Below are 23,130 nucleotides of genomic sequence, written 5' to 3'. Positions count from 1 at the left end.
GTCGGCCCACTTACATTGATCCGAGGGCTACGAGATGAACATTGCAGGCAAGGCGGGCAGTTTTTTACTGGGTGATCGCACGGTCAATCGCATGGGGTATGGCGCGATGCAGTTGGCGGGGCCCCAGGTCTTCGGGCCGCCCAAAGATCCGGTGGCCGCCGTCGCCGTGCTGCGCGAAGCATTGGCGAGCGGGGTCAACCACATCGACACCGCAGACTTCTACGGGCCCCATGTCACCAACCAATTGGTCCGCGAAGCGCTGCACCCTTATGCCCAGGATCTGGTCATTGTGACCAAGGTCGGTGCCGTGCGCGGTGTCGATGCGTCCTGGAACCCGGCCCACAGCCCCGCCGAGCTGACCCGTGCGGTCCACGACAATCTGCGCAACCTCGGCGTGGAGGTTCTGGACGTGGTCAACCTGCGGGTGTGGGGCGACCTGCATTCGCCTTCGGAGGCTTCCATCGAGGAATCGTTCACGGCACTGGCCGAGTTGCAGCGCCAGGGCCTCATCCGCCACCTGGGCCTGAGCAACGTCACGGCCACGCAGGTCAAGCAGGCCCAAGGCATCGCCCAGGTGGTCTGCGTGCAGAACCACTACAACCTGACCCATCGCGACGACGAGCAGCTCATCGCCGACCTGGGCCGGCAGGGCATCGCCTACGTGCCGTTCTTCCCCCTGGGCGGCTTCACACCGCTGCAATCGGAAACCCTTTCCAGCGTGGCGGCGCGCTTGCAGGCGTCACCGCTGTGCGTGGCCCTGGCGTGGTTGCTGCAACGTGCGCCGAATCTCCTGCTGATTCCCGGTACATCGTCCCTGGCGCACCTGCGTGAAAACCTCTCGGCCAGTGAGCTGAAGATCCCGGCGCCGATGCTCGCCGAGCTGGACGCATTGGTCTAGGCCGCCTGGAAAACCAACGTCTCGCCATCTTCCGGTATCAACAACCGGCCCCCAACACCGCCCTTCACGGCGGCTGCAGCCAGGGCCTGGCGTGTCGTCGGGCAATGGCTGATCGCTTCCAGGTGATTGGCCACCACGGTCACGCGGGACAAACGGGTGAATTCCAGCGTCTCGTCGATGCCCATGATGATGTCGCCGCCGATATCGAACCGTGCCCCACCGGCCGGCACCACGCTGACCTGCGGCTGGTGACGCAAGACGAACTCGCACACGGTGGGGGTGAGCACGGTGTCGCCGGTGAGGTAGACACTCGGTTCGCCGGGCAGCTCGATCAGGTAGCCGACACCGTGCTCCATCAACTTGCCCACCAGGCCCAACCCATGGGTGCATCGGACCGAGCGAATAGTGCCGCCCAGAAACGGGTGGGGTTGATCATGGGCCTGGGCAAGCGCCTGGACATTCAAACCACGCTTGGCTAGGTACGGGGCGTCATGGGGTGTGCAGATGACCGGGATCTGTTTTTCCCTCAGCCACCGCTTGGCCGCGCGGTCCAGATGGTCGAAATGGCCTTTCTGGCAGTGGGTGATCAGGCAATGGGTGACGGTCTCGAGGGCCTGCGCTGTCGAGGCCGGAAGCGCCACCAGCGGATTGCGTTGTGTGGCGCCAAACAGGCGAAGCGGCGGCAGCGTGCCCTTGCCAGCCAGCATCGGGTCGACGAGCACGCGATACGGGCCGAATTCAAGAATGATCGTGGCGTTACGGATCTGCTGGATGTTCATGAGGCGTTCCTGTTGAGCGAGCGCTTCATGGTGCCGATCCGGCTCCGTGTGCATAATGGCCGGATCTGACATCTTTGATTCGTTTCAAGCCATGATCAAAAAACTTCGAGTCGGTCTGCTCCTGTTTCCCGGCTGCATGCCTGCGGGCCTGTTCGCCTTCGCCGATCTGCTGCATGCCGCCAACCGCAGGAGAGGGCAGGCGCTGTTCGAGGCGCGCTACATCGCCTTGCAGGCCGGCCCCGTGGTGTGTGCCCATGGCGTGACCTTGCACGCGGAAGCGGCCTTGGGCAGCACCAGGCTGGATGCCGTTCTGGTTCCCGGTTTCTGGGCCGAATCGGCGGAGCAGGTGAATGCGCTGCTGGCTGATCAGGCAGCCCTCGTGAGCGCGCTGTCGAAGCCTGCCCGAGCACTGAAGCTCTGGTCCTACTGCACCGGCGTCTGCCTGCTGGCCGCCAGTGGCCGCCTGGACGGGCAGGGCGCGACGGTGACCTGGTGGCTGGCGCAAGCGATGCAGCAGCAGTATCGAAAAGTCCTTTGGCAAAGCGAGCAGAACTGCGTGTTCAATGAACGCACGGCGACGGCGTCCGGGGTGAACGGCTACCTGCCCATCGCCGAAAAACTCATCGAGCGCAGCGTCAGCAGCGACGTCCTGCGGGACATCACCCGGCTCATGGTGCTGCCGCGCCCGGCCATTGCCCATGTGGCGTTCCAGGGCAGCACGCTGATCGAGCAACCCAGTGGATGGTTGCGACAGTTGCATGGGTTGATCGAACAGATGCCGGCCGAGGGGATCACCGCCCAGGTGCTGGCCAGCGCGCTGGCGGTGTCCGAGCGCACCTTGGCGCGCAAGGTTAGCCGTGAAACAGGTCAGCCCGTCGCAGCCTATGCCCGGCGCATCAAGTTGAATCAGGTCAGCGAGCGCCTGATGTTGACGGCGCTGCCCCTCGCCAGCATCGGCGCCGAGCTGGGTTTCAGCAGCAGCTCCAACTTGCAGCGGATGTTCAAGGCACTGACCGGACTGACGCCGATGGAATACCGGCGCAAGTTCGGGCGTGTATGACGCCGGTCAACTCGGCGTCTTGTCGGTTTCGTTGCGATGGTGTTCCGGCCAGCTGTCGACGGGGTGGGCACGGTCTTCGTTGAACATCTCCGTGAGCAGCGCATTGGCGCGGCGGTAGGCGTCGTGGCGGAACTTGAGGTCGTCTTCCGGCTGGGCGACGATTTCCTCCAGCATCTTGAGGTTCAGCCGCCGGAACTGATCCGCCCGCTCACGGGCTTCGTAAGCCCCGACCCCCATGCGTTCCAGCGCACTGCGACCCAAGGACAGCGCGCTTTCGAAGGTTTCGCGCTCGGCCGCTTCCACGCCCATCTGCCGCAGGGTGATGAGGTGCCCCATGTCCCGCGCCCGCACGATCAACTGCAACGCGGGGAAGTGTTCCTGGGCCAGCCGGGTCAGCGTGAGGTTGTCTTCCTGATTGTCGATCGCATTGATCAACACCACCGCTTGGGCCGCACCGGCCGCATGCAGCAAGTCGAGGCGCGTGGCATCGCCATAAAAGACTTTCACGCCGAACTTGCGCAGCGTCTCGATGTTGTCGGGGTCGTGATCCAGTACCACCACCTCGACGCCGCAGGACATCAGCAGGCGTCCGGCGATCTGCCCGAAGCGGCCGAACCCGGCGATGATCACCCGTGGGTTCTGCTGGTCGACGAGGTCGGATTCGCGTTTGTTTTTCCGGGTGACGGACTCGAAGCGATCCAGCAGCAGGATCAACAAGGGCGTCAGGCACATGGACAAGGCCACTGCCAGGGTCAGGCTCTTGCCCCATTGATCGGTCAAGATGCCGGCCACGGTCGCCGCGCCAAACACCACGAAAGCGAATTCGCTGCCCTGGCCCAGCAACACCGCCTGCCAGGAACGCTGGCCGGCGGGGACGTTGAGGAACCGGCCCGCCAACTTGATCACCAGCAGCTTGATCAGAATGAAGCCCAGGGTCAGGGTGATGACTTTGAGCGGGGCGTTGACCAGGGTGCCGAAATCGATCGACATGCCGACGCCGATGAAAAACAGACCCAACAGTAGGCCCTTGAAGGGCTCAATGTCGCTCTCCAGGGCATGTCGATATTCAGAGCTGGCGAGCAACACCCCGGCGAGGAATGCGCCCATGGCCATCGACAAGCCGGCTTCCTCCAACAAGAAGCCGAAGCCGAACACCAGGAACAGCGCGACGGCACTGAAAATCTCCCGCAAGCCTGAGCGGGCGGCGAAGCGCAGCAGTGGTCGCGTCACGTAGCGGCCCAACAGCACGACGATGGCGATGGCGGCGACGATTTTGCCAATCGATAGCAACAGCGCGGTGCCCGAAGGCGTGTCGCCGTGGGCCGACAACAGCGGGATCATCGCCACCAGGGGAATGGCCGCGATGTCCTGGAACAGCAGCACGGCAAAGCTGCTGCGGCCGACGGCGGTGGCGGTCAGGTTGCGTTCGCTCATGGCCTGCATGGCGATGGCCGTGGAGGACAGGCTCAGGGTCAGGCCGACCAACAGCGCTGCCGTCCAGTTCAGGCCCAGGGCTGTGCAGAACAAGCCAATGGCGGCGCCACAGGCGAGCATCTGCAGGGCTCCGCCACCAAATACCATCCGGCGCAGGGCCCAGAGCCGTTTGGGGTCGAGCTCAAGGCCGATGATGAACAGCATCAGGACCACGCCGATTTCAGCGAACTCCAGGATCGCCTTGACGTCGGTAATCAGCTTCAACCCCCACGGGCCGATGATGCACCCGGCGAGCAGGTAACCCAACACCGGGCCAAGGCCAAACCGAACGGCAATCGGTACGATCAGCGTCGCTGAGGCCAGGTAGATGAGCATTTCAATCAGGCTGTGAGTCTCCATTTCAATCTTCCTTCCAGGCGGCCAGGCGTTCGCCGTAATGTTCGATTTGGGTGCGTTGGGCCTCGGACTCGGCGGCATACGCGCCATGCACGACTACGGGTTCCAGCCAGCGCATGCCGCAATAAATGGCCGTGGCGTGGAGAGGTTGGGCCAACGCCGAAAAGCCCGGGTAGGCGCCGATCTGGAAATGATCCTGTTCGCCGCCGGTGGTCACGGCCCACAACAAGCTTTTTCCCTTGAGGACCGTGGCGCCTTTACCGTAGGCCCAGCCGTGGGTGAGGACTTTATCGATCCACAATTTCAGCAGGGGCGGGGTGCTGTACCAGTACATCGGGTGCTGGAGGACGACCAGCTCTGCTTGTTCCACCGCACGCTGTTCCGCCTCGACGTCGATATCGAAGTTGGGGTAAAGCGCGTAGAGCGAACGTATGACGACGTCCGGGTTGCTGGATGCTTGCGTGAGCATCTGCTGGTTCACCCGCGATTTGTCGGGGTAGGGGTGCGCATAAATGATAAGAATCATCGGTGAATTCCTTGGTTTGGCTCCGTCGATTCTTGTCTGTCGTGAGCGCGAACGATGGCGCTTGGAGCCGAGCGATACAAACAAGAGCGCCTTCCCGGGACAGGGTCGAGGCCGGAAAGGCCGGACATCCTACCGAGGAAGGCGCGGATTGTTTAGCGCGGATCGATACATCCGGGGCTTCAGTCAAGCGGCAAGGAGATTCTGGCCTCCAATCCGCCGTCCTTTCGATTCCTCAGGGTCAGCGTCCCGCCATGTTCCAGCACCGTCGCCCGGGCCGCCGACAGGCCCAGCCCGACGCCGCCGGTGTGCTTGTTGCGCGAGCCTTCGATGCGAAAGAACGGCGTGAAGACCTGCTCAAGGTATTGGGCGGCGATGCCCGGTCCGCGGTCCAGGATGCGAATGTCCACACGGTGGGCGTCGGCTTTGAGTCGAACCGTCGGCTCGCCGCCGTACTTGATCGCGTTGTCGATCAGGTTGACCAAGGCGCGCTTGATGCCGATGGGCCGACCAACATAGACGAAACGCTGGGCGCCTTCGAACCCAACCTCGATGCCCGCGTCCTTGAGGTCATCGACGATGGTGTGCAGCAGCTCGGCCAGGTCGAACGCGGTGGCATGTTCAAGCCGGGTATCGTCGCGGAAGAATTCCAGGGCGGAGTTGACCATCGCCTGCATCTCGTCCACGTCCCTGAACAAGCGCGATTGTTGCTCGGCATCCTCGATGAACTCCCCGCGCAGGCGCATGCGGGTCAACGGCGCGCGCAGATCATGGGAGATGGCGGCGAGCATCTGCGTGCGATCCTGCAGGAAGTGCTTGAGCTGGGCCTGCATGGCATTGAAGGCGAGGCTCGCCTGGCGGATTTCGTGGGGGCCGATGACCGGAATCGGCGGCGCCTGGTGGTCGACGCCAAAGCGCCGGGCGCCTTCGGCAAAGCGCTCCAGCGGCGCGGCCAGGTGCCGGGTGGCGATCAGCGCGACGATCAATGTCGAGAGCAGGATCAGCGCGATGATGATCCCGTTGCGCGCCCATTCGCTCAGCCCCCAACTGCGCGAAGGCACGGAGAAGATCACCCAGGAATGGTCAGCCAGTTCGATGACCACGGCGTAGCGCGCATCCGGTGGGTCGGCCGGCCAGTCGCCCGGTTCGTAAGCCTCGATCCTGGCGTCCGGTCGGCCTAGTTGCTGGCGCAGGAACGCCGAACCTTCACGGAACTCCGGGTCGTCGATCATTGGCAAGCGCGCCTCTTCACGACGCTTCAACCATTGCGCGTTGAACGCCTGGTCGCTGGCGGCCGCGGCAATCGCCGGGCGTTGTGCGGGGGCGACGGAGTCGATGATGCGGGTGATGGCGGCGGCCTTTTCCATCAGGCCGGTCTCCATCAGGGGAGGGCGTGCCCAGGCACCGGCCAGCAGGCTGAACAGCTGGTTGAGGGCCAGTAAGGTCAGCATGGCGATCAGGGTGGTCAGGGCGATCCAGCGCGCCACCGTGTCCCGAGGACGATGAGTGCCCGAGCGCGAGGGCTTCATCGCTTCACCACGTGGGGGCTGAACAGATAGCCGCTGTTGCGCACGGTGCGGATCATCGAGGCGCCGGTGATGTCGGTCTCCAATTTGCGCCGCAGGCGGCTGACCTGGACGTCGATGCTTCGGTCGAACGCCTCGAAGGTTTCGCCACGGGCCAGGTCCAGCAACTGCTGGCGGGTCAACACCCGACGCGGATGTTCGGCAAACACCAGCAGCAGTTCGAACTCGCCGGTGGACAGCGGGATCATGACCTTGTCCGGCGAGCGCAGCTCGCGGTGGGTGACGTCCAGTTGCCAGTTTTCGAACTCCAGGATCGGCCGGGAGACGTCGGTCAATGCGCTCCTGGCTTCACCGGTGCGCCGCAGCACGGCGCGTACCCGGGCCAACAGCTCCCGCGCATCGAAGGGCTTGGTCAGGTAGTCGTCCGCCCCCAACTCCAGACCGACGACGCGGTCGCTCAACTCGCCCATGGCGGTGAGCATGATGATGCCGACCGTGTGCTCGGCCCGCAGCCGTTGGCAGAGCACCAGCCCGTTGTCGCCCGGCAACATGACGTCGAGGATGATGAGGTCCGGCACCTGGCGCGCCACCGCCTGCCAGAGCGCGTTGCCGTCGGCCGCCACGTCCACGCTATAGCCATGTTGTTCGAGGAACTTGCGCAAGAGGGCGAGGACTTCGAGGTCATCGTCCACCAGTAATAAATGGCTCACGGTGGGCACGCAGGGTAATGAATACAGGAGGGGATACTAGGGTCAATCCAGGGCCCGCGTCATATATTTCAACTCGGTAATAAAGTTGCCGGCGGGCAATATTCTGGAAATCTGCGGGCAAAAAAACGGCGGCAGGATGGCCTTGATGTCGGTCAGTTAAAAACAAGTCAGCCCTGCACAACCTTTGTGGCGAGGGGGTTTCTGTGGGAGCAAAGCTTGCTCGCGAAACAGGCGCCTCGATGTTTGAAAGTCCGCGTCGCCTGCATCGCGGGCAAGCCTTGCTCCCACAGCAAGCATCCCCCTCTTCACAAGAGCTGTGTCCGGCACCGTTTATTTAGCTGATCGGCAGCCTCCCATTCCTCGCCGAGATAACCCTGTATGCCGATCACCAAGCCCGCTCCGTTGTTCGTTCGATCCACCGTCGTGGTTGTATTGGCGGCACTCGCCAGCGGTTGCTCCAGCACACCCGCTGCAAAACCAGGCTCGTGTGAACGCGCGACCTACACCGTTTACGATCCCGCGGAACCGGTCAACCGTGGCATTTTCGCGTTCAACCGAACCGTGGATGACTATGCGCTGGCCCCGGTGGCCCGGGGTTATCGCAAGCTGCCAGAAATGTTCCAGGCCGGCGTCCACAATTTCGTGGCGAACTTCGGCGAGCCCAAGGTGTTCATCAATGACCTGCTGCAAGGCAACGCCCAACGCTCGGTCAACACCCTGGGCCGTTTCGTCATCAATACCACAGCGGGCATCGTCGGCCTGATCGACGTGTCGGGCAAGCTGGGCATTGAGCGCCACAAGGCCGATTTCGGCCAGACCTTCGGCGTCTGGAACCTCGCCCCCGGGCCCATCGTGGAACTGCCGCTGCTGGGCAGTGCCAACCTGCGGGACGCGACGGGTAAAGTGCTGAGTTCTGCGGTCGACCCGTTTGGCGACAACAGCAGCACCGTCGACACCCTGGGCACGATCAACACCGTCGGCGGCATTGTCGATGGCCGCGCCGAGGCATTGCCACTGACAAACGAGTTGCAGACCGAACCGGATTACTACGCGGCGCTTCGCGATGCCACGGCGCAGCGGCGTGCCGATCTTGTCGCCCAGGGCAAGTTGGGAGCAGTGGTGGAGGACGCCCCGCAGTGCCAGGATGGAGCCGCTGCCGATGAATAACCAAGCGTTGGTCTTGCATCGACGAATGCGCTCGCTCCAGCCGGATGTCCTGCACTGTCGTGAAGTTGAATTGCGCTTGGCCGAGGATGGTCGCCATGTGCTGCTCAACCGTTACGTCGAGCTGTATCGCCATGAACAGGTCAGTTGGTGCGCCATCCAGCAGCATCGGGTGCCGTTGGCGCGGATGGTGCGCTGGCTGGTCGATAACGGCGAACCTTTGAGGGATTAGTGGCAATTTGCTCCTGAGGACAGCGGTATCTCGGGAGCGGATACCCTTGAAACATTTTTACATAATTACGCATTAATTATGGTTGTACGACGTCGTATCTAATATGTTCGACTGTGGCCGTTTCTCACAAAAAAAATAAACGGAGACTCCATCCATGACGAGCATTCCTTCCGTTGAAGGCAAGGTTGCGGCGCCCGTGCAAGGCCGTTTCGTGCGCCTGCTCAAGCTTCTCGGTCCCGGCATCATCGCCGTCCTTTCCTGGCTGGGTGCCGGCGACCTGATCACCTCATCCGTGGCCGGGGCGAACTACGGCTACGCAATGATGTGGGTGCTGGCGATCTCTCTGCTGCTGCGCTACCTGATCGTCAACATCATCGCGCGCTTCCAGCTCTGCAATAACCAGGGCATGACCATCCTGCAAGGCTATGCCCAGCTCAATCCGTTTTTCGCCTGGTTCCTGCTGGTGTATGCGCTGCTCATGGGGCACCTGATGAATGCCTACATGATCAAGGGGGCCGGTGAAGCCTTAGCCATGTTGCTCAAGATTGACTATCCACTGCTGTGCTCGGTGGCGGTGGTCTTGGCGGTGTGGATGCTCGTCGGGCGCAATATCTATTCGATGATCGAGGGCGTGATGAAAGGCCTGCTAGCGATCATGACGCTGGCGTTCCTGGCCCTGGCGGTGATGTCCGGCCCGGATGTCGCGGGCATCGTCAAGGGCACCATCGGCTTCAGCATTCCGCCCGATGAAGGTGTGCACGGTGCGTTGCTGGTGGCCGTCTCGGTGATCGGTGCGGTGGCCGGTTCCATTGCCAACTTCGTCCATCCGTATGTCATGCGCCAGAAGGGCTGGGTGGGGCCTGAACACAAGCGTATCCAGCGTAACGATCTGCTGTTCGCGGTGTTTGTCGGGATCATCATCAACCTGGCGATCTGGATCGTCGGGGCGGAAATCCTGCGACCCAACGGTATCGAGGTCAAAACCCTGGGCGATCTGGGCAAGGCCCTGGAAATGTTCTTCGGCTCGATCGGTTGGTACGTGTTCTTTATCGGCGTGTTCGCCACGCTGTTCGCCAGCATCTCCGGCAAGACCACAGCGTTTCCGATGCTTATCACCGATGCCTTCCAGCACGTGCGGCCCGAGCGCCGGGAGCGTTACGGCAAGGAATTCCACCATGATCCGATGCACAAGTGGTTCATGCTGTTCATTCTCGTGACGCCGCTGATCTGGTCGCTCCCCGGCATGCCGGACTTTGTCACGCTGACCATCGGCGTCAACGCGCTGAACATCATCGGCTTGCCAGTGATTTCCCTGGGCCTGCTGATCATGTCCAACCAGAAGTCCCTGCTGGGCAAGGAGTATCGCAACAACCTGTTCGAGAACATCGCGCTGATGTTTGCCACGGGCCTGGCGTTGTGGGTCGCGTTCCAGTTGGGCGTGGATCTGTTTACCTGAGGTCGGGTCATCTGCAACTTTTGGGGGGACTGCTAGACTTTATCGTCCAGTCCCTTTCGGAGAAGCGGAATGAATAATAAAAACAGGATCTGCCTCTGGTACGACGGCAATGCGCAGGAAGCTGCGGAGTTCTACGCCAAAACGTTTCCCGACAGTGCGGTGAACGCCGTCTACCAGGCCCCGAGCGATTATCCGTCGGGCAAGCAGGGCGATGTGATCACGGTGGATTTCACGGTGATCGGCATCCCTTGCATCGGCCTCAACGGCGGGCCGGTGTTCAAGCACAGCGAGGCCTTTTCATTCCAGATTGCAACGCAAGACCAGGCCGAAACGGACCGCTTGTGGAACGCGATCATCGACAACGGCGGCCAGGCCAGCGCCTGTGGCTGGTGCAAGGACAAGTGGGGCTTGTCGTGGCAGATCAGCCCGCGTGTGTTGCTTGAAGCGGTCGCCAGTTCCGATAAAGCCGCCGCCAAGCGGGCCTTCGAGGCGATGATGACCATGACCAAGATCGACATTGCCGCGATTGAAGCGGCGGTCAAAGGCTAGCCGGCGAAAACCACCACCATCCCTTGTGGGAGCGAGCTTGCTCGCGATGACGACGGCACAACCGACTTCGGTGCAAGCTGACCCACCGCTATCGCGAGCAAGCTCGCTCCCACACTTGATGGGTGGTGACTTCGATTTTTCGACCTGTCCAAATCCCCTGTGGGAGCGAGCTTGCTCGCGATGACGGCGGCACAACCAACTTCGGTGCAAACTGACCCACCGCTATCGCGAGCAAGCTCGCTCCCACACTTGATGGGTGGTGACTTCGATTTTTCGACCTGTCCAAATCCCCTGTGGGAGCGAGCTTGCTCGCGATGACGGCGGCACAGTCAACACCGATGAAGCTGACCTATCAGTCGGCCTCGGGCAACCTGGCAATCACCTTGATCTCGAACTGAAAACCATACAGCCACGTCACGCCCACCGCCGTCAGTGTCGGATGCGGCGCGCTGCCCCAGAACTCGGGCACGACGCTCCAGATCCGTTCGAAAGTCGACTGGGGATCGACCATGAACACCGTGACGTCCACCACATCGTCAAAACTGCAATCGGCTGCGGCGAGGATCGCCTTCAGGTTGTTGAACGCCAACCGCACCTGAGCCTCCAGGTCGGGCTCTGGTGAACCGTCGGCGGTGCTGCCGACTTGCCCCGAGACGAACAGGAAACCATTGGAACGAATCGCCGGTGAATAGCGATTGCGCTCATACAGTGCCTGGCGTCCAGGCGGGAAAACCACATCGCGCTGTGTCACGACTACCTCCATCAAAGAGTGGGTTTGAAACGATGAACTCACTCTAGGGGCTTGTGTCCTGGCGATAAACGAGCAACCTTGGCGATCACTGTTTGTAGAATCCAAACAATCGGATCGATACCCGAGGCAGAAATGGATCGTTTTGATGCGATGCAAGCGTTCGCGCGAGTCGTGGAGGCGGGCAGCTTCACCAAGGCGGCGGAGACCCTGCACATGAGCAAGACCACCGTGACCCAACTGGTGCAGCAGCTCGAGGCACGGTTGCGGGTCAAGTTGCTCAACCGCACCACGCGCAAGGTCAATGTCACCGCCGACGGCGCCGCCTATTACGAACGGGTGATCCGCTTGCTGGCCGACATGGACGATGCCGAGACCAGCCTGTCCAGCGCCCAGGCACGACCCCGCGGTCGCCTGCGGGTGGACGTGCCGAGCCCGTTGGCGGCGATGATCCTGGTACCGGCCTTGCCAGCGTTTTATGAACGATTCCCGGACATCCAGATCGACATGGGCGTCAGTGATCGCATCGTCGACATGATCGATGAAAGCGTCGACTGCGTGGTGCGCGGTGGTGAGCTGACAGATCAGTCGATGGTCGCCCGGCGCGTCGGCGATCTCGCCCTCGGTGTCTTTGCTGCACCGAGTTACCTGGCACGATTCGGCCGTCCTGCGCATCCGCAGGAACTGGAAGATTCGCACCATCGCACCGTCGGCTTCCTGTGGGCACGCACCGGTAAATCCTTGCCTTACGCCATGCGCCGTGGCAGTGAGCGGCTTCACGTCAAAGGGCGCTACGCCCTGGCCATCGACGACGGCAACGCCTACCTCGCCGCCGGTCTGGCGGGGCTGGGCGTGCTCTGGTTGCCCGAGTACATGTCCCGGCATCACCAGGTGAAAGGCGAGTTGGTGCCGCTGTTCGAAGACTGGCACCTCGACCCGATGCCGCTCTACGTGGCTTACCCTCCGAACCGCCACGTCAATGCCAAGCTGCGGGTGTTCATCGACTGGGTCGTGGAGCTGATGGCGCAGCATGCGCCAATCATGAGTCGACCTGTTTCGTGAAATCTGGCTGTTCAGTTGTAGAGGAGATACACCATGGACCGATTCACCGGCGGTTGCCTGTGCGGCAATGTTCGACTTGAAGCCTTGGGGCGCCCGTATCGCGTCGGCCTTTGCCATTGCCTCGATTGCCGCAAGCATCACGGGGCGCTGTTCTATGCGGCGGCCGTGTTCCCTCAGGAGGCGGTGACGATCGAGGGCGAGACACGGGATTACGCCGGGCGATTTTTCTGTCCCCGCTGCGGCTCGTCGCTGTTTGCCCGCTCTGGCGACGAAATCGAAGTGCACTTGGGAATCCTGGATACCCCCGATCAACTGATGCCCACCTACGAAAGCTGGACCGTGCGCCGTGAGTCCTGGTTACCGGCGTTTCCGTTCACCCGATGCTATGAGCGTGATCGTGAGGGTACGGGGCGGTCTGAGGAATAGATGCAACCTGTTTCATCGCTATCGCGAGCAAGCTCGCTCCCACGGTTTGATCTTGGGTGTACGCCAATTTTGGATTCCCAACCAAACCCCTGTGGGAGCGAGCTTGCTCGCGATGACGGCGGCCCATTCAACACTGATGCAAGCAGGCCCGCCGCTTTCGCGAGCAAGCCCGCTCCCACAAATGATGTGTGTATTTATTCCTTGAGGAATGTCAGCAGATCCTGGTTCAGCCGGTCCTTGTGGGTCTCGGTCAAGCCGTGCGGTGCGCCAGGGTAGACGATCAGTCGAGCACCCTTGATCAGCGCTGCCGAGGCTCGGCCTGCGGCGTCGATAGGCACGATCTGATCGTCATCGCCATGGATGACCAAGGTTGGCACGTCGAACTTCTTCAAGTCGCCGCGGAAGTCCGTCGCCGAGAACGCCGCGATCGAGTCATAGGTGTTCTTGCTACCACCCTGCATGCCCTGCACCCAGAATGATTGGATCAGCCCTTGGGATGGCTTGGCACCTTTGCGGTTGTAGCCGTAGAACGGGCCTGAGGCGATGTCCAGGTACAGCTGCGAACGGTTCTCCAGGGACGCCTTGCGCAGGCCGTCGAACACTTCGATAGGCAAGCCGCCGGGGTTGGTTTCCGTCTTGAGCATCAACGGTGGCACCGAAGAAACCAGCACGGCTTTTTTCACCCGGCCGGTACCGTGGCGACCGATATAACGCGCTACTTCACCGCCCCCCGTCGAGAAGCCCACCAGCGTCACGTTCTTGAGGTCCAGCGCTTCAATCACCGCCGCCAGGTCGTCGGCATAGTGGTCCATGTCGTTGCCTTCCCAAGGCTGGCTGGAGCGACCATGGCCGCGACGGTCGTGGGCAATCACCCGATAGCCTTTCGAAGCGAGGAACATCATCTGGCCTTCCCAGCTGTCGGAGTCCAGCGGCCAGCCGTGGCTGAAGGTCACGACCTGGCCATCGCGCGGGCCCCAATCCTTGTAATACAGCTGCACGCCGTCCTTCGTGGTGATGTAGCTGGCAGACTGGATCACGCTGCCGACAGCGGACGCGCTGGCAGGGGCTTGGACCAGCGAAGCGGCCTCGGCGCTGAGGCTGGCCAATGCCAGGGTCGCGACAGCCAGGGTGCGGTTGAAGGTGTTCATCGTGTTTCTCTCCATAAGGTCGGTTTGATCTGCGGCGGCCGTCATCGATCGCGTTGGTGGGCAGATTAGAGAGAGAGGACGATGGCGAGAACGGCGCGGGTATCGATAGCAACTATGGGAAAAACCGATAGCTGCGTTTCGCTTCGGTTGCGGGTGAGTATTCGTGGCGAGGGAGCTTGCTCCCGCTGGGTGGCGAAGCCGCCCCAAACGGATCGATGCGTGTCTTCCAGGCAGAGCTCATTTGGCCGATTTACGACGGCTGCGCCGTCGAGCGGGAGCAAGCTCCCTCGCCACGATGGGTTTTCAAGTGCTCTGGAGCCATCCTCAACCAAAAGAAGGCATCGGCCCCAACGAGTGGAATATCCACATGACCGCCGCCACGGCGGCCAGCACCGCGACCACAAAACCGATCAGCACCCATTTCAGGATTTTCCACCCTTTCGACGGCTGAGACCTTGGCGCGAGCGTTTCTACCGTGAACGTCATCCCCCCGTCGCATCGCTGGCAAACAGCAGTGTCGTGAGGAAGGAGGGACCCGCATTGATCACAGTTTGTCATGTCGTCACTTCGAGGCTCAAAGGAAGGGTAGCCTTTATGGGCTGGTAAAAGCACAGGGCGCCAGTCGCTTAATATTTATAGACGATGCCCAGCCTTCCCATGATCTCCAGAGCGTTGACCAGGCCCAGGCCGTTCATGGGCAGGCAGGCGAAGGCCTGGTACTCATCGAAGTGCGTGCCGATGGCCAGCAACTTCAAGTCATGGGCCTCCAGCTGTGCGTTGAAATACTGCAGGAGCGCGCGTTCCCAATCGTCGGCGCGGTTGACGGCCTCGATGGTTTCACGTTCAGGCGCAGTGATTTCAATGCCCAGTTGCCGCAGCGGGGCCAGGGCATTGACCGCATCGACGCCGCAGGACGCCCACTCCTTCCATTCGAACCCCGCCAACTGATTGGCCTCGGTGAGCGCTGACTCGATTTGCGTCCAGGCCCAATCCCACTGTCCGCCAGGCGCCGGCAGGTTCTCAATGAGGGCTTGCGCGTGTGCCTCGTCGAACAGGCTCTCGAACAGATCGGCCAGGGTATCGGCCAGATCGGGCTGTGGCCCTTGCCCCTGGGTATCCAGGTCGTGGCTCAAGCGCTGCCAAAGGCTGCCCAGCTCGTCCCAATCCTCGTCATCCATGTCGTCCTCGATCACCTGGGCCTTGTGGCCGCGCAGGTAATTATCCAGCCGCGTCTTGCGCACACGCACGCTGCCCTCGGCGAGATCGACCTCATAGCTGCGGTAATCCAGGTAGTTGGTCTGGAACACGATGCGATCAGGGAACACCTCATGGGCGAGGCTTTCCTCCACATCGAAATACGCCGCCCCTTCGAAATTGCCATGGGCGGTGATGATGCGTTGCAACGACAATGGATCGATTGGATTCATATGGGCTGGGTCACAGGGAGGAGGGCGAAAGGGGAGCGCCGCGTATCTGGTTCGCGCCGATCCTACACCAAGGTCCAGAGGTTGCTAAGGGGCGGAATGTGGACTGCGTCAACTGTCAGGCAAGTGTTTGGGTCTATGCTTACCTTGCCCTCTTGAATCAGGCCTACCCATGCACGAACACCGAACGGTCCACAGGGAGTACGCGTGAGACATTCGATACCGGCTGCAGCACTGCTTTGTCTATTGCTCGGCACGGTCGCCAGGGCCGAGCAGTATCAAATCGTCACCGAAGAATGGGCACCGTACAACTATCAGGAAAACAACCGGCTCACCGGCATGACCACCGAGATCGTCCGGGCCATCATGGCGCTGACCGGGGATGACTTCGAGGTGGTGCTGCAACCCAGCATGCGGGCCACCCAAGTACTCAAGCATCGTCCCAAGACCATCATGTACTCCCTGTTTCGCACGCCGGAACGCGAGTCGTTGTACAAATGGGCCGGGCCGATCGTGGAAGAATCCATCCACCCCTATCAACTGGCCAATGCGCCGCCGCTGAGCTCCCTGGAGCAACTCCTGAACGCCCCGCAGATCACCACGCGCCACGCCGGCCTGGTGCCCCAGATGCTGCAGTCGCTGGGCTTCAACAACCTGGACAAAAGCGCCACCGAGAGCAAGCTGCTCTACCGCATGCTGCTTGCCGGACGCACCCAAGTCATCGTCGGTGACACTGATGCGGGGGTGGCCTACTACAGCCGCCAACTGGGCATCGCCCCGGGCACCCTGCGACGGATACCTATCGAGCTGTATCGCTCATCGTTGTACATCGCCTTCAGCCCTGACAGTGAAGATGAAGTGGTGGCAGCGTGGGCCCGGGCGTTGGAGCAGTTGCGCCGTTCTGGGGAGTTGGCGCGGATTCAGCGGCGGTATGAGGGAGGTGATCGGCAATGAGGTCATTCATAAGGCATATTGAGTGCGAGCCGCACGGATTGTCGTTAGCTGCCAACGCTCGGGTTTGTACTTGCTGCCGTGAGAAAAACGGACCAGTTCATGTATGAATCTTGTCCTTTACCGTCCTCAGGTAAGCCGCAGGTACCGACGCCACAAGCCAAACGCCATTGTCCGCCTGAAAGAAACGAATCCCTGCCTGTCTCATGCCCTGCACATCAACAGCGAGTAGTACAGGTTGTCCATACCGCTTGCCGACGGCTATTGCCGTTTCGGGACTTTCAGTCAGATGGACATGGTGCCGACTGCCTGGGATCAATCCCTGCGCCTCGATGGAGGCCATGAAGCGGCCGGCGGTTCCATGATAGAGCTGGGCAGGTGGTGTTTTTTCGACGTGCTGCACCTGGACCTGCCCAGTGCTATGGCCTTGTGCGGCTCGAATGCGTTGGCCATCTTCGGAGAGTGTGAAACGCTTCTTTTCGTTGGTCTCGACCACCTCGTGCAGCATCTGGTAGTCGAAGGTATGGCCATATTGGTTAGCTTTGCGTATCAGATCCTCAATGTCGGCCCAACCGTCGCGGTCCAGGACGAGTTCCATGGATTCGGGAGCGTGGCGTAGTACGTAGCTGAGGAGTTTGCTGATGTCGTCGCGTTGTTTCTTGTTCAAGGAAAGGTCCTTTTTCATTGGCTAGTTGCAGAGAGTACGGTGCTTAGCAGTATGGAGGCACTAAACGAACGTTACCCACAGGCCGAGCAGGCTCACTCTGAGTGATGTTGAGTTGATATCACTCAGCTGCATTGCTACCATCCGTGGCGGAGTAGTTGAGCATAGGTAGGCTCACCCGCCCTTTACTTAAGCTTCGGCTTTACATTATCCGCGGGGGAGAAGCAGTTTTTCTCCATGCCGGTTCGAATCCGGCCTACTTCACGTTAAGCAGCAATATGACGAACACTATAATTTTACGTACGCGAGCTTTGAAGCTGTTCCGTACCAAGCTTGGCAATCCGGTGCGAAACCTGAACAGTGTCGTGATCGGCTTATGCGGGGTCGGTGCAGGGATCGCGTTGAAACCCAAGGATCTTGCTGTTAGCTGGGCGCCTGGAGATCTCATCCAGGCTGAGCGTGAGGCAAGAGGGTTTGCAATAAAGTCTTTGATGGTAACAGCCTGTGATGCTCTGGATCATTACCTTGAGGACCTAGGTGTTGGTCCGAGCCCACTGGCTGATATGACTTTACGTTCAGTGCTGAGAAAAGAGCCGCAGATTATCCAAAAGGGCCAGGCGCTCACGTCAGCTGGCATATCAACACTCGAAAAACGACTGAATGAGGTCATTGATCGCCCATCCGAGATCAAGTCTGTCCTGCGCGACTTTTCGGAAAAATTCTGTGGCAAACAAAAAACGCTATCGTTGAATGCTCGTTGTGGTGGGCTTTTTTCCCACGCTCAAACCTTGAACGGAGCTGCCATTTCCGCAATTTCCCTAAGACCGTCCTATCATTCGGCTGTGGTTCTATTGGTTGCATGGCGCAATGTACTCGTACACGACATGGATACGGATCCGCTAGATCCCAAGGTCGCTTCGGACTTGATCGCGGACAAGGAGTATCTGGCGGCAGAGCATGCCGGTATAGACTTCGAAAAAACCCTTGAGCGATACAGTTCTAAGAGCGAGCCGTCTCTTAAGGATATTTCTACACTCGTGTCCATACTCATGCGGTATCTAGCCGCAATTGATGCTCGGCTAATCGCATCCTGTGATCTTGGTAGGTTTGTTCAAGAGGCGGTTTGTGAGGAGCTGAACTTGCGTGGTGCGCCAGAAGCTACCCTTCGGAAGTGGGCAGGTAAGAGCTATCCTGAGCGTATCTCAAAGGCGCTTAGAATGGTCGGTAACCATGGCTTCGTTTCCACAGCTTTTGAAAGAAAGAAAAAAAGCTATCCTGGACGCATGATCGCGAAGCAGGATATGAGTTTTCTTGATGCTAATAATTTCAAGGAACTTTCAAACTTGGTTTTTCCAGATATTTTGTAACGGCAACTAGATCCTGCAAAATCGCATAGCTGGGTCAGTCCATGGTTGTCATATTGTGGTCTGGTCCTGATTTGCTGCTGAGGAATACGCCTCTGCTTGCTGGAGGCCAGTTCAATTCTGGACATGTAGGCAAGACATAGCCAGGCGCCTGATGAAGTCAAGGGTGGCAGGCTTTCTACCGCTCTTGATAGAGCTCCGCTCTACGCTTGGCATTTTCCCGCTGCATGTCTTCAAAATGCTTGCGTTCTTCCCGCTCCCTCTCTTCATGGCGTTCGCGGTGTTTCCTGTTTTCTGCTCTATTCATTTCCTGTTGGCGTTCCCAGTAGCGCCTGTTTGCCTCTTGATAGTCCTTGTGCCGATCACCGGCAAATGCTCCCACTGAGCAGAAGCCAATCCAGGTGAGTACAAAAATGGCAGCCATTTTCATATGATTTTGCCTCTGGTGGGGATGGGGTAGGTGATGCCGTTGGCGGCTTCCGGTAGACCATAAGAATGATCGTAAGTGCATGCTTTAGACGGAAAGGGGGCGTTCCATGTCATGCCCCCTTTTGCCTGTTTTTTTTCTAGAAACTGTACTTGGCGGTCAACATCATATTGCGCGGGCTGCCGTAGGCATCACCGCCGTAACTCACGGAGTTGGCGATGGTCGAGTAGTAACTGCGGTCGAAGATGTTGTTGGCGTTGACCTGCACGTCCAGGTTCTGGCTGACCCGATAACCGGCCATCAGGTCCGTGACAGCGTAGCTGCCTTGCTTGAGCCGGTATTTATTGCCATTAGCCAGCGAGATGTCGTTGTACATGCGGCTCTGCACCGAATTCACGCCAGATGAACAATGTCAGCTCCGCGCCATCGGTAAATGTCTGGATGTTCTCTTGAGTCCCAAAGGTCTCCAGCAGTCGGTACCGCGCATCTTTCCAGAACAGCTCTTCGACCCAGTCGTACACCGGAATGAAATGGAAGTGGATGGGGTAGCGGGGATCGTGGCCGAAACGGCTGATGTAAAGCCATTTGGGGTTCAGTTGTGTTTCAAGAACGCTCTGGATGTTTGCCATTAGGCCACCCAGCTCTGCGAGTGCAGGTCCGGGCAATTGGGCCAGTGAGTTAACGTGGTGTTTGGAACCGAGCATGAGGTAGCCGGGCAGGGCGGATGCCAGGTGGTGGTTGACTACCCAATGGGGCGTTTCATCGAGGATGAAGTCGGGGGTTATTTCCAATGTTGACTCCGTGTTAATGATTGGAATCTTCGTTAGGTTCTGTACGAAATCCTTTGAAACCGCCGCCACCGCCGCTAAACACAAACATTCGGTAGAGTTCGTGCCCATCGAAGGCAGGAGGTCACGATGGTGAAACGTTACGAATTCCCGATGCAGCCTGGGAGCTGGTGGTTGATCTCGTTGAACAGCCTCGGCGCAATGATGACTGCTCGCCACGTCTGATCATTACACTCAAGGCCCTCTCGCACGGGGTTATTGGAATCAGGAACCTCTCTCTGCAGACACGTTCGCAAAGCGTTTATCAGGCGACATTCAACCGGCTTATTGACGTACAGGAGACCTTGGTTTTATTCACCAAGGAGAGCTACATGTGACAGGCCGAATAAAGACATGATATCGAGCACAACTGTTTTGTTAATGCCAGGCGAACTGCTGAAAACCACACAAATGCCTACTATAAGGATGAATTCATGGAAGATTTCGCTGCAAGCAATCCCGACTTCGACAAGCACGTCCAACGCGCAGTACTCAGTATGCCAGCAGCGCAGTTGCTGGGGTTTCATTACAATTATCTGAAGCCAGGTCATTGTGAAATCGAACAGCCAGCGCGCAAAGAACTCACTCAGCATAATGGCTACTTTCAAGGTGGCATCGTCGGAGCATTGGCAGATTTTGCTGGAGGCTCGGCCGCTGGGACTCTGCTGCCGCCTGGCTGGATCAATATGACCACTGATTTCACCGTCAAATTAATTGCCCCGGCTGACGGTGAAAAACTACTAGCCAGGGGGAGAGTCATCAATGCGTCGAACAACACCACGGTTGCGGCTGCCGATTTATTTGCCGTGAAACAAGGTAAGGAAACCCTCTGCGCCACGGCGCTGGTGACGATGCGAAATATTCCCTTGAAAGCATGAAATAGCTATTGCATAGCGCCGCGAACACGGCAGAGTCCAGATGACCGACAATGCCCCGTTGGCATTGTTGGTGGTCCGGCGTCGATACGGAGCTCGTAGAAGAATCATCACAACTCACTCCCAATGAGTCCCCGATACAATTCCCTGCGCCTTGAACCCATCAAGCGCCGCCGCCTCCACCGGCATCAGCTCCCGCTTCGACATCCTGTCGCCTCGGCCAACGCAACCAAATGCTCCCTCCCACTGCGCCGAGGCGGCTGGGGATGGTTACGCTCCGAACTCCGTTTGCAGCATGGTCAGAAACGCCTCTCTGGCAGGATGTCTCCCGGCGTTTTCATGCCAGTAGAAAAGGTTATCAATCCCCGTCAGCTCAGGAAACTCATACCCCGTCCAACCAGCTCCTTGGCGGTACTGCTCATAAATCCCCCGGGGCACCAGAGAGACGCCTGCACCCGCACTGACACAACCAACAATGGCGCCATAACTGGCAATGCTGGTGATCGGTTGCACTTGGTCATGACGCAGCAGCCACTGCTCCAGCGCCAAGCGGTACGGACAGCCCGTGGGCCACATGAAGATCGCCTTGCCTTGCAAATCGGCGGCGCTACGCAGCGGACCGTGGGACTCGGAGGCGATGAGCACCAGGTCTTCGCGGTACATCACGGCTCGCTTGAGTCCAGGCCGTTCGATGTCCACCGCTACGATCACGCCATCGAGCCGGTGATGTTGGATATCGTCCAGCAACTGCGCCCAGGTGCCGGTGCTCAGTTCCAGCGACACCTGCGGATACTGCGCGTGGTATTTGGCGAGCAACTGAGGCAGACGCCCGGTGGCGCTGGACTCGATCGCGCCGATGCGCAGTGGGCCGCTCGGTGCGCGGGTGGGAGCGACTGCGCGGCGGGCTTCTTCCGTCAGGCTCAGTATTTTTGTCGCGTACTCCAGAAACACTTCGCCCGCCGGGCTGACCCGCAGCCCACGACCTTCGCGGAAAAACAGCGGCGTGCCGAGTTCCCGTTCCAGGGACTTGAGGCGAACAGTGATGTTGGACGGCACACAGTGCAGCACTTCGGCGGCGCGGGCGATGCTGCCGGTGTCGCAGACCGTCTTGAGCATGCGCAGTTGAGACAGTTCCATGGCTCACCAAAAGTGAATGATGGGCTGAGTTTAAGTCACTTGTGCTGAGGTGGGGTGGTTTCGATACTTCGAGGCAAATCGGCCAGTGAGCAGGAACTCTAGATGGAAACGCGTTTTGCGCTGGTTGAAGGTTCCTCCGGCAAAACCGGTGTGAAGGTTATCCTGGCGACGCTGTTGGTGATCGTTTGCTGGGCCTATTCGCCGATTGGTATTCGCATTGGCTTGCAGGCTTATGAACCCGGTCAACTGGCGCTGATGCGTTTTCTCATCGCTTCAGTGTTCATGGCTCTTGTGGCGATGGTGAAGGGGATTTCCTGGCCGCGACTCAGGGATTTGCCGTTGCTGGCGGTATTGGGTTTCTTTGCCGTCAGCCTGCACCACATCGCCCTCAATTACGGTCAGCGGGGCGTCAGCGCCGGGGCAGCCAGTGTGCTGGCCCAGTCCACGCCTTTGTTCAGCACGCTACTGGCGCATTTTGTCTTCAAGGACCGGGTCAGCGGGTGGCAGTGGGGGTGTGTGCTGTGCGGCTTGCTTGGCGCTGGCGTGGTGGTCGCGGGGGATCGTGGCTTGGGTGACCTGGACGCCCATGGACTCTTGATCCTGTTGGCGGCGCTGTCCTGGAGCCTGTATTTTGCTTTGCAGAAGCGCCATTGCCATCGTTATGACGGTTTGACCCTGGTTTGTTACACCGTTTGGTCGGGCACGGTTCTGTTGTTCATTTTTGCGCCGGGCATGTTGAGCGCGGCGCGACAGGCTTCGGCTTCGGTGAATTTGGCGGTGTTGGTTCTCGGTATTTTTCCCAGCGCCCTGGCGTACCTTGCTTGGGCTTACGTGCTGGCGCACAGCAACGTGAGTCGCGCTTCCATGGCGCTTTACCTGATACCGCCCACGGCGATGTTGATGGCTTCTTTGGTGCTGGCTGAGCGCCCGTCAGTGATGGTTGTTGTTGGGGCGGTGATTGTGTTGATGAGCGTGCTGGCGTTGAGGCTTGAGCCGGGGAGTGGGGCAAGAGTCAGATGATTCTGTCGTGGGTTTAGACAATGAGGTTGGATGTTGTAGCGGCTTTTTTTGGGGCTGTTGCGCAGCCCAGCGGGGATAAATCCCCTCGCCACAGGTTGCGTTGTGCCTACAACTTTTTCCATCCTCGGCCATCGCTCGTGCGGTAGGTTCCCCCAGTGGCGCAGCATCCACCGGCTCCAAATGCCATACGCCCCAGCTCAACCGTGACAGTCTCCTTTCCCTTACTCAGCGACTGCCGCGAGCAACTGGTGAAAAAAGGGTAGGGCTCCGTTTCCAGCACCACGGCCCACGTCATGGCTTTCGCAGACTGGCCTTCGATCTTGTAAACCG

25 protein-coding genes, 1 tRNA gene and 1 pseudogene are annotated in these 23,130 nt (G+C 59.7%); 13 read left to right on the top strand and 14 right to left on the bottom strand.

Annotated features, from left to right (window positions below; all coding sequences use genetic code 11):
• Window positions 1–34: 34 nt before the first annotated feature.
• Window positions 35–898, top strand: coding sequence for an aldo/keto reductase family oxidoreductase (locus PSH84_RS22455; protein WP_305467589.1), 864 nt, complete (start codon window positions 35–37; stop codon window positions 896–898).
• Here the strand turns inward: PSH84_RS22455 and PSH84_RS22450 are convergent.
• Window positions 895–1,677, bottom strand: coding sequence for an MBL fold metallo-hydrolase (locus tag PSH84_RS22450; RefSeq protein WP_305481818.1), 783 nt, complete (start codon window positions 1,675–1,677; stop codon window positions 895–897). The two genes, PSH84_RS22455 and PSH84_RS22450, sit on opposite strands and share 4 nt — an antisense overlap.
• Before the next feature lie 91 nt (window positions 1,678–1,768).
• On the opposite strand from PSH84_RS22450, the gene PSH84_RS22445 reads away from it, so the two are divergent.
• A complete protein-coding gene (locus PSH84_RS22445; protein ID WP_305481817.1) occupies window positions 1,769–2,737 on the top strand; it encodes a GlxA family transcriptional regulator in 969 nt (322 codons plus the stop codon).
• A 6-nt stretch (window positions 2,738–2,743) separates the two neighbouring features.
• Here the strand turns inward: PSH84_RS22445 and kefC are convergent, their stop codons facing one another.
• The 4 genes from kefC to PSH84_RS22425 all read right to left on the bottom strand — a co-directional run bounded on the left by kefC (window position 2,744) and on the right by PSH84_RS22425 (window position 7,326).
• Entirely contained in the window at window positions 2,744–4,570 is a 1,827-nt protein-coding gene (kefC, locus tag PSH84_RS22440) for a glutathione-regulated potassium-efflux system protein KefC (RefSeq protein ID WP_122566220.1), read from the bottom strand.
• A gap of 1 nt (window position 4,571) precedes the next feature.
• The gene (gene kefF, locus PSH84_RS22435; protein ID WP_305481816.1) at window positions 4,572–5,093 is read right to left on the bottom strand and encodes a glutathione-regulated potassium-efflux system oxidoreductase KefF; all 522 of its coding nucleotides are present in this window, start codon (window positions 5,091–5,093) and stop codon (window positions 4,572–4,574) included.
• Window positions 5,094–5,272: 179 nt separating this feature from the next.
• Complete coding sequence (locus tag PSH84_RS22430; protein WP_305481815.1) at window positions 5,273–6,619, bottom strand: ATP-binding protein; 1,347 nt, start codon at window positions 6,617–6,619, stop codon at window positions 5,273–5,275.
• Window positions 6,616–7,326 carry a response regulator gene (locus PSH84_RS22425; protein WP_305481814.1) on the bottom strand — a complete coding sequence of 237 codons (711 nt, stop codon included), beginning with the start codon at window positions 7,324–7,326 and terminating at the stop codon, window positions 6,616–6,618. Before PSH84_RS22425 ends, PSH84_RS22430 begins: the two co-directional genes overlap by 4 nt.
• Window positions 7,327–7,704: 378 nt before the next feature.
• Between PSH84_RS22425 and PSH84_RS22420 the strand changes: the two genes are divergently transcribed.
• The 4 genes from PSH84_RS22420 to PSH84_RS29080 all read left to right on the top strand — a co-directional run bounded on the left by PSH84_RS22420 (window position 7,705) and on the right by PSH84_RS29080 (window position 10,727).
• Window positions 7,705–8,493, top strand: coding sequence for an MlaA family lipoprotein (locus PSH84_RS22420; protein WP_305481813.1), 789 nt, complete (start codon window positions 7,705–7,707; stop codon window positions 8,491–8,493).
• Window positions 8,486–8,722, top strand: coding sequence for a hypothetical protein (locus PSH84_RS22415; RefSeq protein WP_122566224.1), 237 nt, complete (start codon window positions 8,486–8,488; stop codon window positions 8,720–8,722). Before PSH84_RS22420 ends, PSH84_RS22415 begins: the two co-directional genes overlap by 8 nt.
• Before the next feature lie 154 nt (window positions 8,723–8,876).
• Complete coding sequence (locus PSH84_RS22410; RefSeq protein ID WP_122566225.1) at window positions 8,877–10,178, top strand: Nramp family divalent metal transporter; 1,302 nt, start codon at window positions 8,877–8,879, stop codon at window positions 10,176–10,178.
• A gap of 69 nt (window positions 10,179–10,247) precedes the next feature.
• Window positions 10,248–10,727: a VOC family protein gene (locus PSH84_RS29080; protein ID WP_122566226.1), complete on the top strand. Its 480-nt coding sequence runs from the start codon at window positions 10,248–10,250 to the stop codon at window positions 10,725–10,727.
• Between the two features lie 352 nt (window positions 10,728–11,079).
• On the opposite strand, the gene PSH84_RS22400 is transcribed toward PSH84_RS29080, so the two are convergent.
• The gene (locus tag PSH84_RS22400) at window positions 11,080–11,478 is read right to left on the bottom strand and encodes a RidA family protein (protein ID WP_122566227.1); all 399 of its coding nucleotides are present in this window, start codon (window positions 11,476–11,478) and stop codon (window positions 11,080–11,082) included.
• 132 nt (window positions 11,479–11,610) lie between these two features.
• On the opposite strand from PSH84_RS22400, the gene PSH84_RS22395 reads away from it, so the two are divergent.
• Window positions 11,611–12,537: a LysR family transcriptional regulator gene (locus tag PSH84_RS22395; RefSeq protein ID WP_305481812.1), complete on the top strand. Its 927-nt coding sequence runs from the start codon at window positions 11,611–11,613 to the stop codon at window positions 12,535–12,537.
• 33 nt (window positions 12,538–12,570) lie between these two features.
• A complete protein-coding gene (locus PSH84_RS22390) occupies window positions 12,571–12,963 on the top strand; it encodes a GFA family protein (RefSeq protein WP_305467578.1) in 393 nt (130 codons plus the stop codon).
• Between the two features lie 194 nt (window positions 12,964–13,157).
• On the opposite strand, the gene PSH84_RS22385 is transcribed toward PSH84_RS22390, so the two are convergent.
• The 3 genes from PSH84_RS22385 to PSH84_RS22375 all read right to left on the bottom strand — a co-directional run bounded on the left by PSH84_RS22385 (window position 13,158) and on the right by PSH84_RS22375 (window position 15,538).
• Entirely contained in the window at window positions 13,158–14,111 is a 954-nt protein-coding gene (locus PSH84_RS22385) for an alpha/beta fold hydrolase (RefSeq protein WP_122566231.1), read from the bottom strand.
• A 324-nt stretch (window positions 14,112–14,435) separates the two neighbouring features.
• On the bottom strand, window positions 14,436–14,597 hold the full coding sequence (locus PSH84_RS22380; RefSeq protein ID WP_163006736.1) for a hypothetical protein: 162 nt from the start codon (window positions 14,595–14,597) through the stop codon (window positions 14,436–14,438).
• Between the two features lie 140 nt (window positions 14,598–14,737).
• Window positions 14,738–15,538, bottom strand: a complete 801-nt coding sequence (locus PSH84_RS22375; RefSeq protein WP_305481811.1) for a DUF6630 family protein — start codon at window positions 15,536–15,538, stop codon at window positions 14,738–14,740.
• Window positions 15,539–15,742: 204 nt separating this feature from the next.
• Between PSH84_RS22375 and PSH84_RS22370 the strand changes: the two genes are divergently transcribed.
• Window positions 15,743–16,489, top strand: a complete 747-nt coding sequence (locus tag PSH84_RS22370; protein ID WP_305481810.1) for a substrate-binding periplasmic protein — start codon at window positions 15,743–15,745, stop codon at window positions 16,487–16,489.
• A 97-nt stretch (window positions 16,490–16,586) separates the two neighbouring features.
• Here PSH84_RS22370 and PSH84_RS22365 read toward each other — a convergent pair whose 3' ends face one another.
• Complete coding sequence (locus PSH84_RS22365; RefSeq protein ID WP_122566234.1) at window positions 16,587–17,153, bottom strand: RNA 2'-phosphotransferase; 567 nt, start codon at window positions 17,151–17,153, stop codon at window positions 16,587–16,589.
• A gap of 148 nt (window positions 17,154–17,301) precedes the next feature.
• Between PSH84_RS22365 and PSH84_RS22360 the strand changes: the two genes are divergently transcribed.
• Window positions 17,302–17,414: transfer RNA gene (locus PSH84_RS22360), tRNA-OTHER, on the top strand.
• A 47-nt stretch (window positions 17,415–17,461) separates the two neighbouring features.
• Window positions 17,462–18,517, top strand: coding sequence for a hypothetical protein (locus tag PSH84_RS22355; protein ID WP_305481809.1), 1,056 nt, complete (start codon window positions 17,462–17,464; stop codon window positions 18,515–18,517).
• A gap of 175 nt (window positions 18,518–18,692) precedes the next feature.
• Here PSH84_RS22355 and PSH84_RS22350 read toward each other — a convergent pair whose 3' ends face one another.
• From PSH84_RS22350 to PSH84_RS22340, 3 genes and pseudogenes are all read right to left on the bottom strand, one after another.
• Entirely contained in the window at window positions 18,693–18,944 is a 252-nt protein-coding gene (locus PSH84_RS22350; protein ID WP_122566236.1) for a hypothetical protein, read from the bottom strand.
• Between the two features lie 136 nt (window positions 18,945–19,080).
• Window positions 19,081–19,332, bottom strand: a pseudogene (locus PSH84_RS22345) (TonB-dependent receptor domain-containing protein); the annotation flags it as partial.
• Window positions 19,292–19,732, bottom strand: a complete 441-nt coding sequence (locus PSH84_RS22340; protein WP_305481808.1) for an HIT family protein — start codon at window positions 19,730–19,732, stop codon at window positions 19,292–19,294. The gene PSH84_RS22340 and the pseudogene PSH84_RS22345, both read right to left, overlap by 41 nt.
• Before the next feature lie 470 nt (window positions 19,733–20,202).
• Between PSH84_RS22340 and PSH84_RS22335 the strand changes: the two genes are divergently transcribed.
• Window positions 20,203–20,646, top strand: coding sequence for a PaaI family thioesterase (locus PSH84_RS22335; RefSeq protein WP_305481807.1), 444 nt, complete (start codon window positions 20,203–20,205; stop codon window positions 20,644–20,646).
• Window positions 20,647–20,913: 267 nt separating this feature from the next.
• Here PSH84_RS22335 and PSH84_RS22330 read toward each other — a convergent pair whose 3' ends face one another.
• Entirely contained in the window at window positions 20,914–21,780 is an 867-nt protein-coding gene (locus PSH84_RS22330) for a LysR family transcriptional regulator (RefSeq protein WP_305481806.1), read from the bottom strand.
• Window positions 21,781–21,882: 102 nt separating this feature from the next.
• On the opposite strand from PSH84_RS22330, the gene PSH84_RS22325 reads away from it, so the two are divergent.
• A complete protein-coding gene (locus PSH84_RS22325) occupies window positions 21,883–22,800 on the top strand; it encodes a DMT family transporter (protein ID WP_305481805.1) in 918 nt (305 codons plus the stop codon).
• Window positions 22,801–23,130: the final 330 nt, after the last annotated feature.

Origin of the sequence: Pseudomonas beijingensis (genome assembly GCF_030687295.1) — a bacterium.
In the GTDB taxonomy this organism is placed as follows: domain Bacteria; phylum Pseudomonadota; class Gammaproteobacteria; order Pseudomonadales; family Pseudomonadaceae; genus Aquipseudomonas; species Aquipseudomonas beijingensis.
This window is presented reverse-complemented; position numbering and strand designations above follow the sequence as displayed.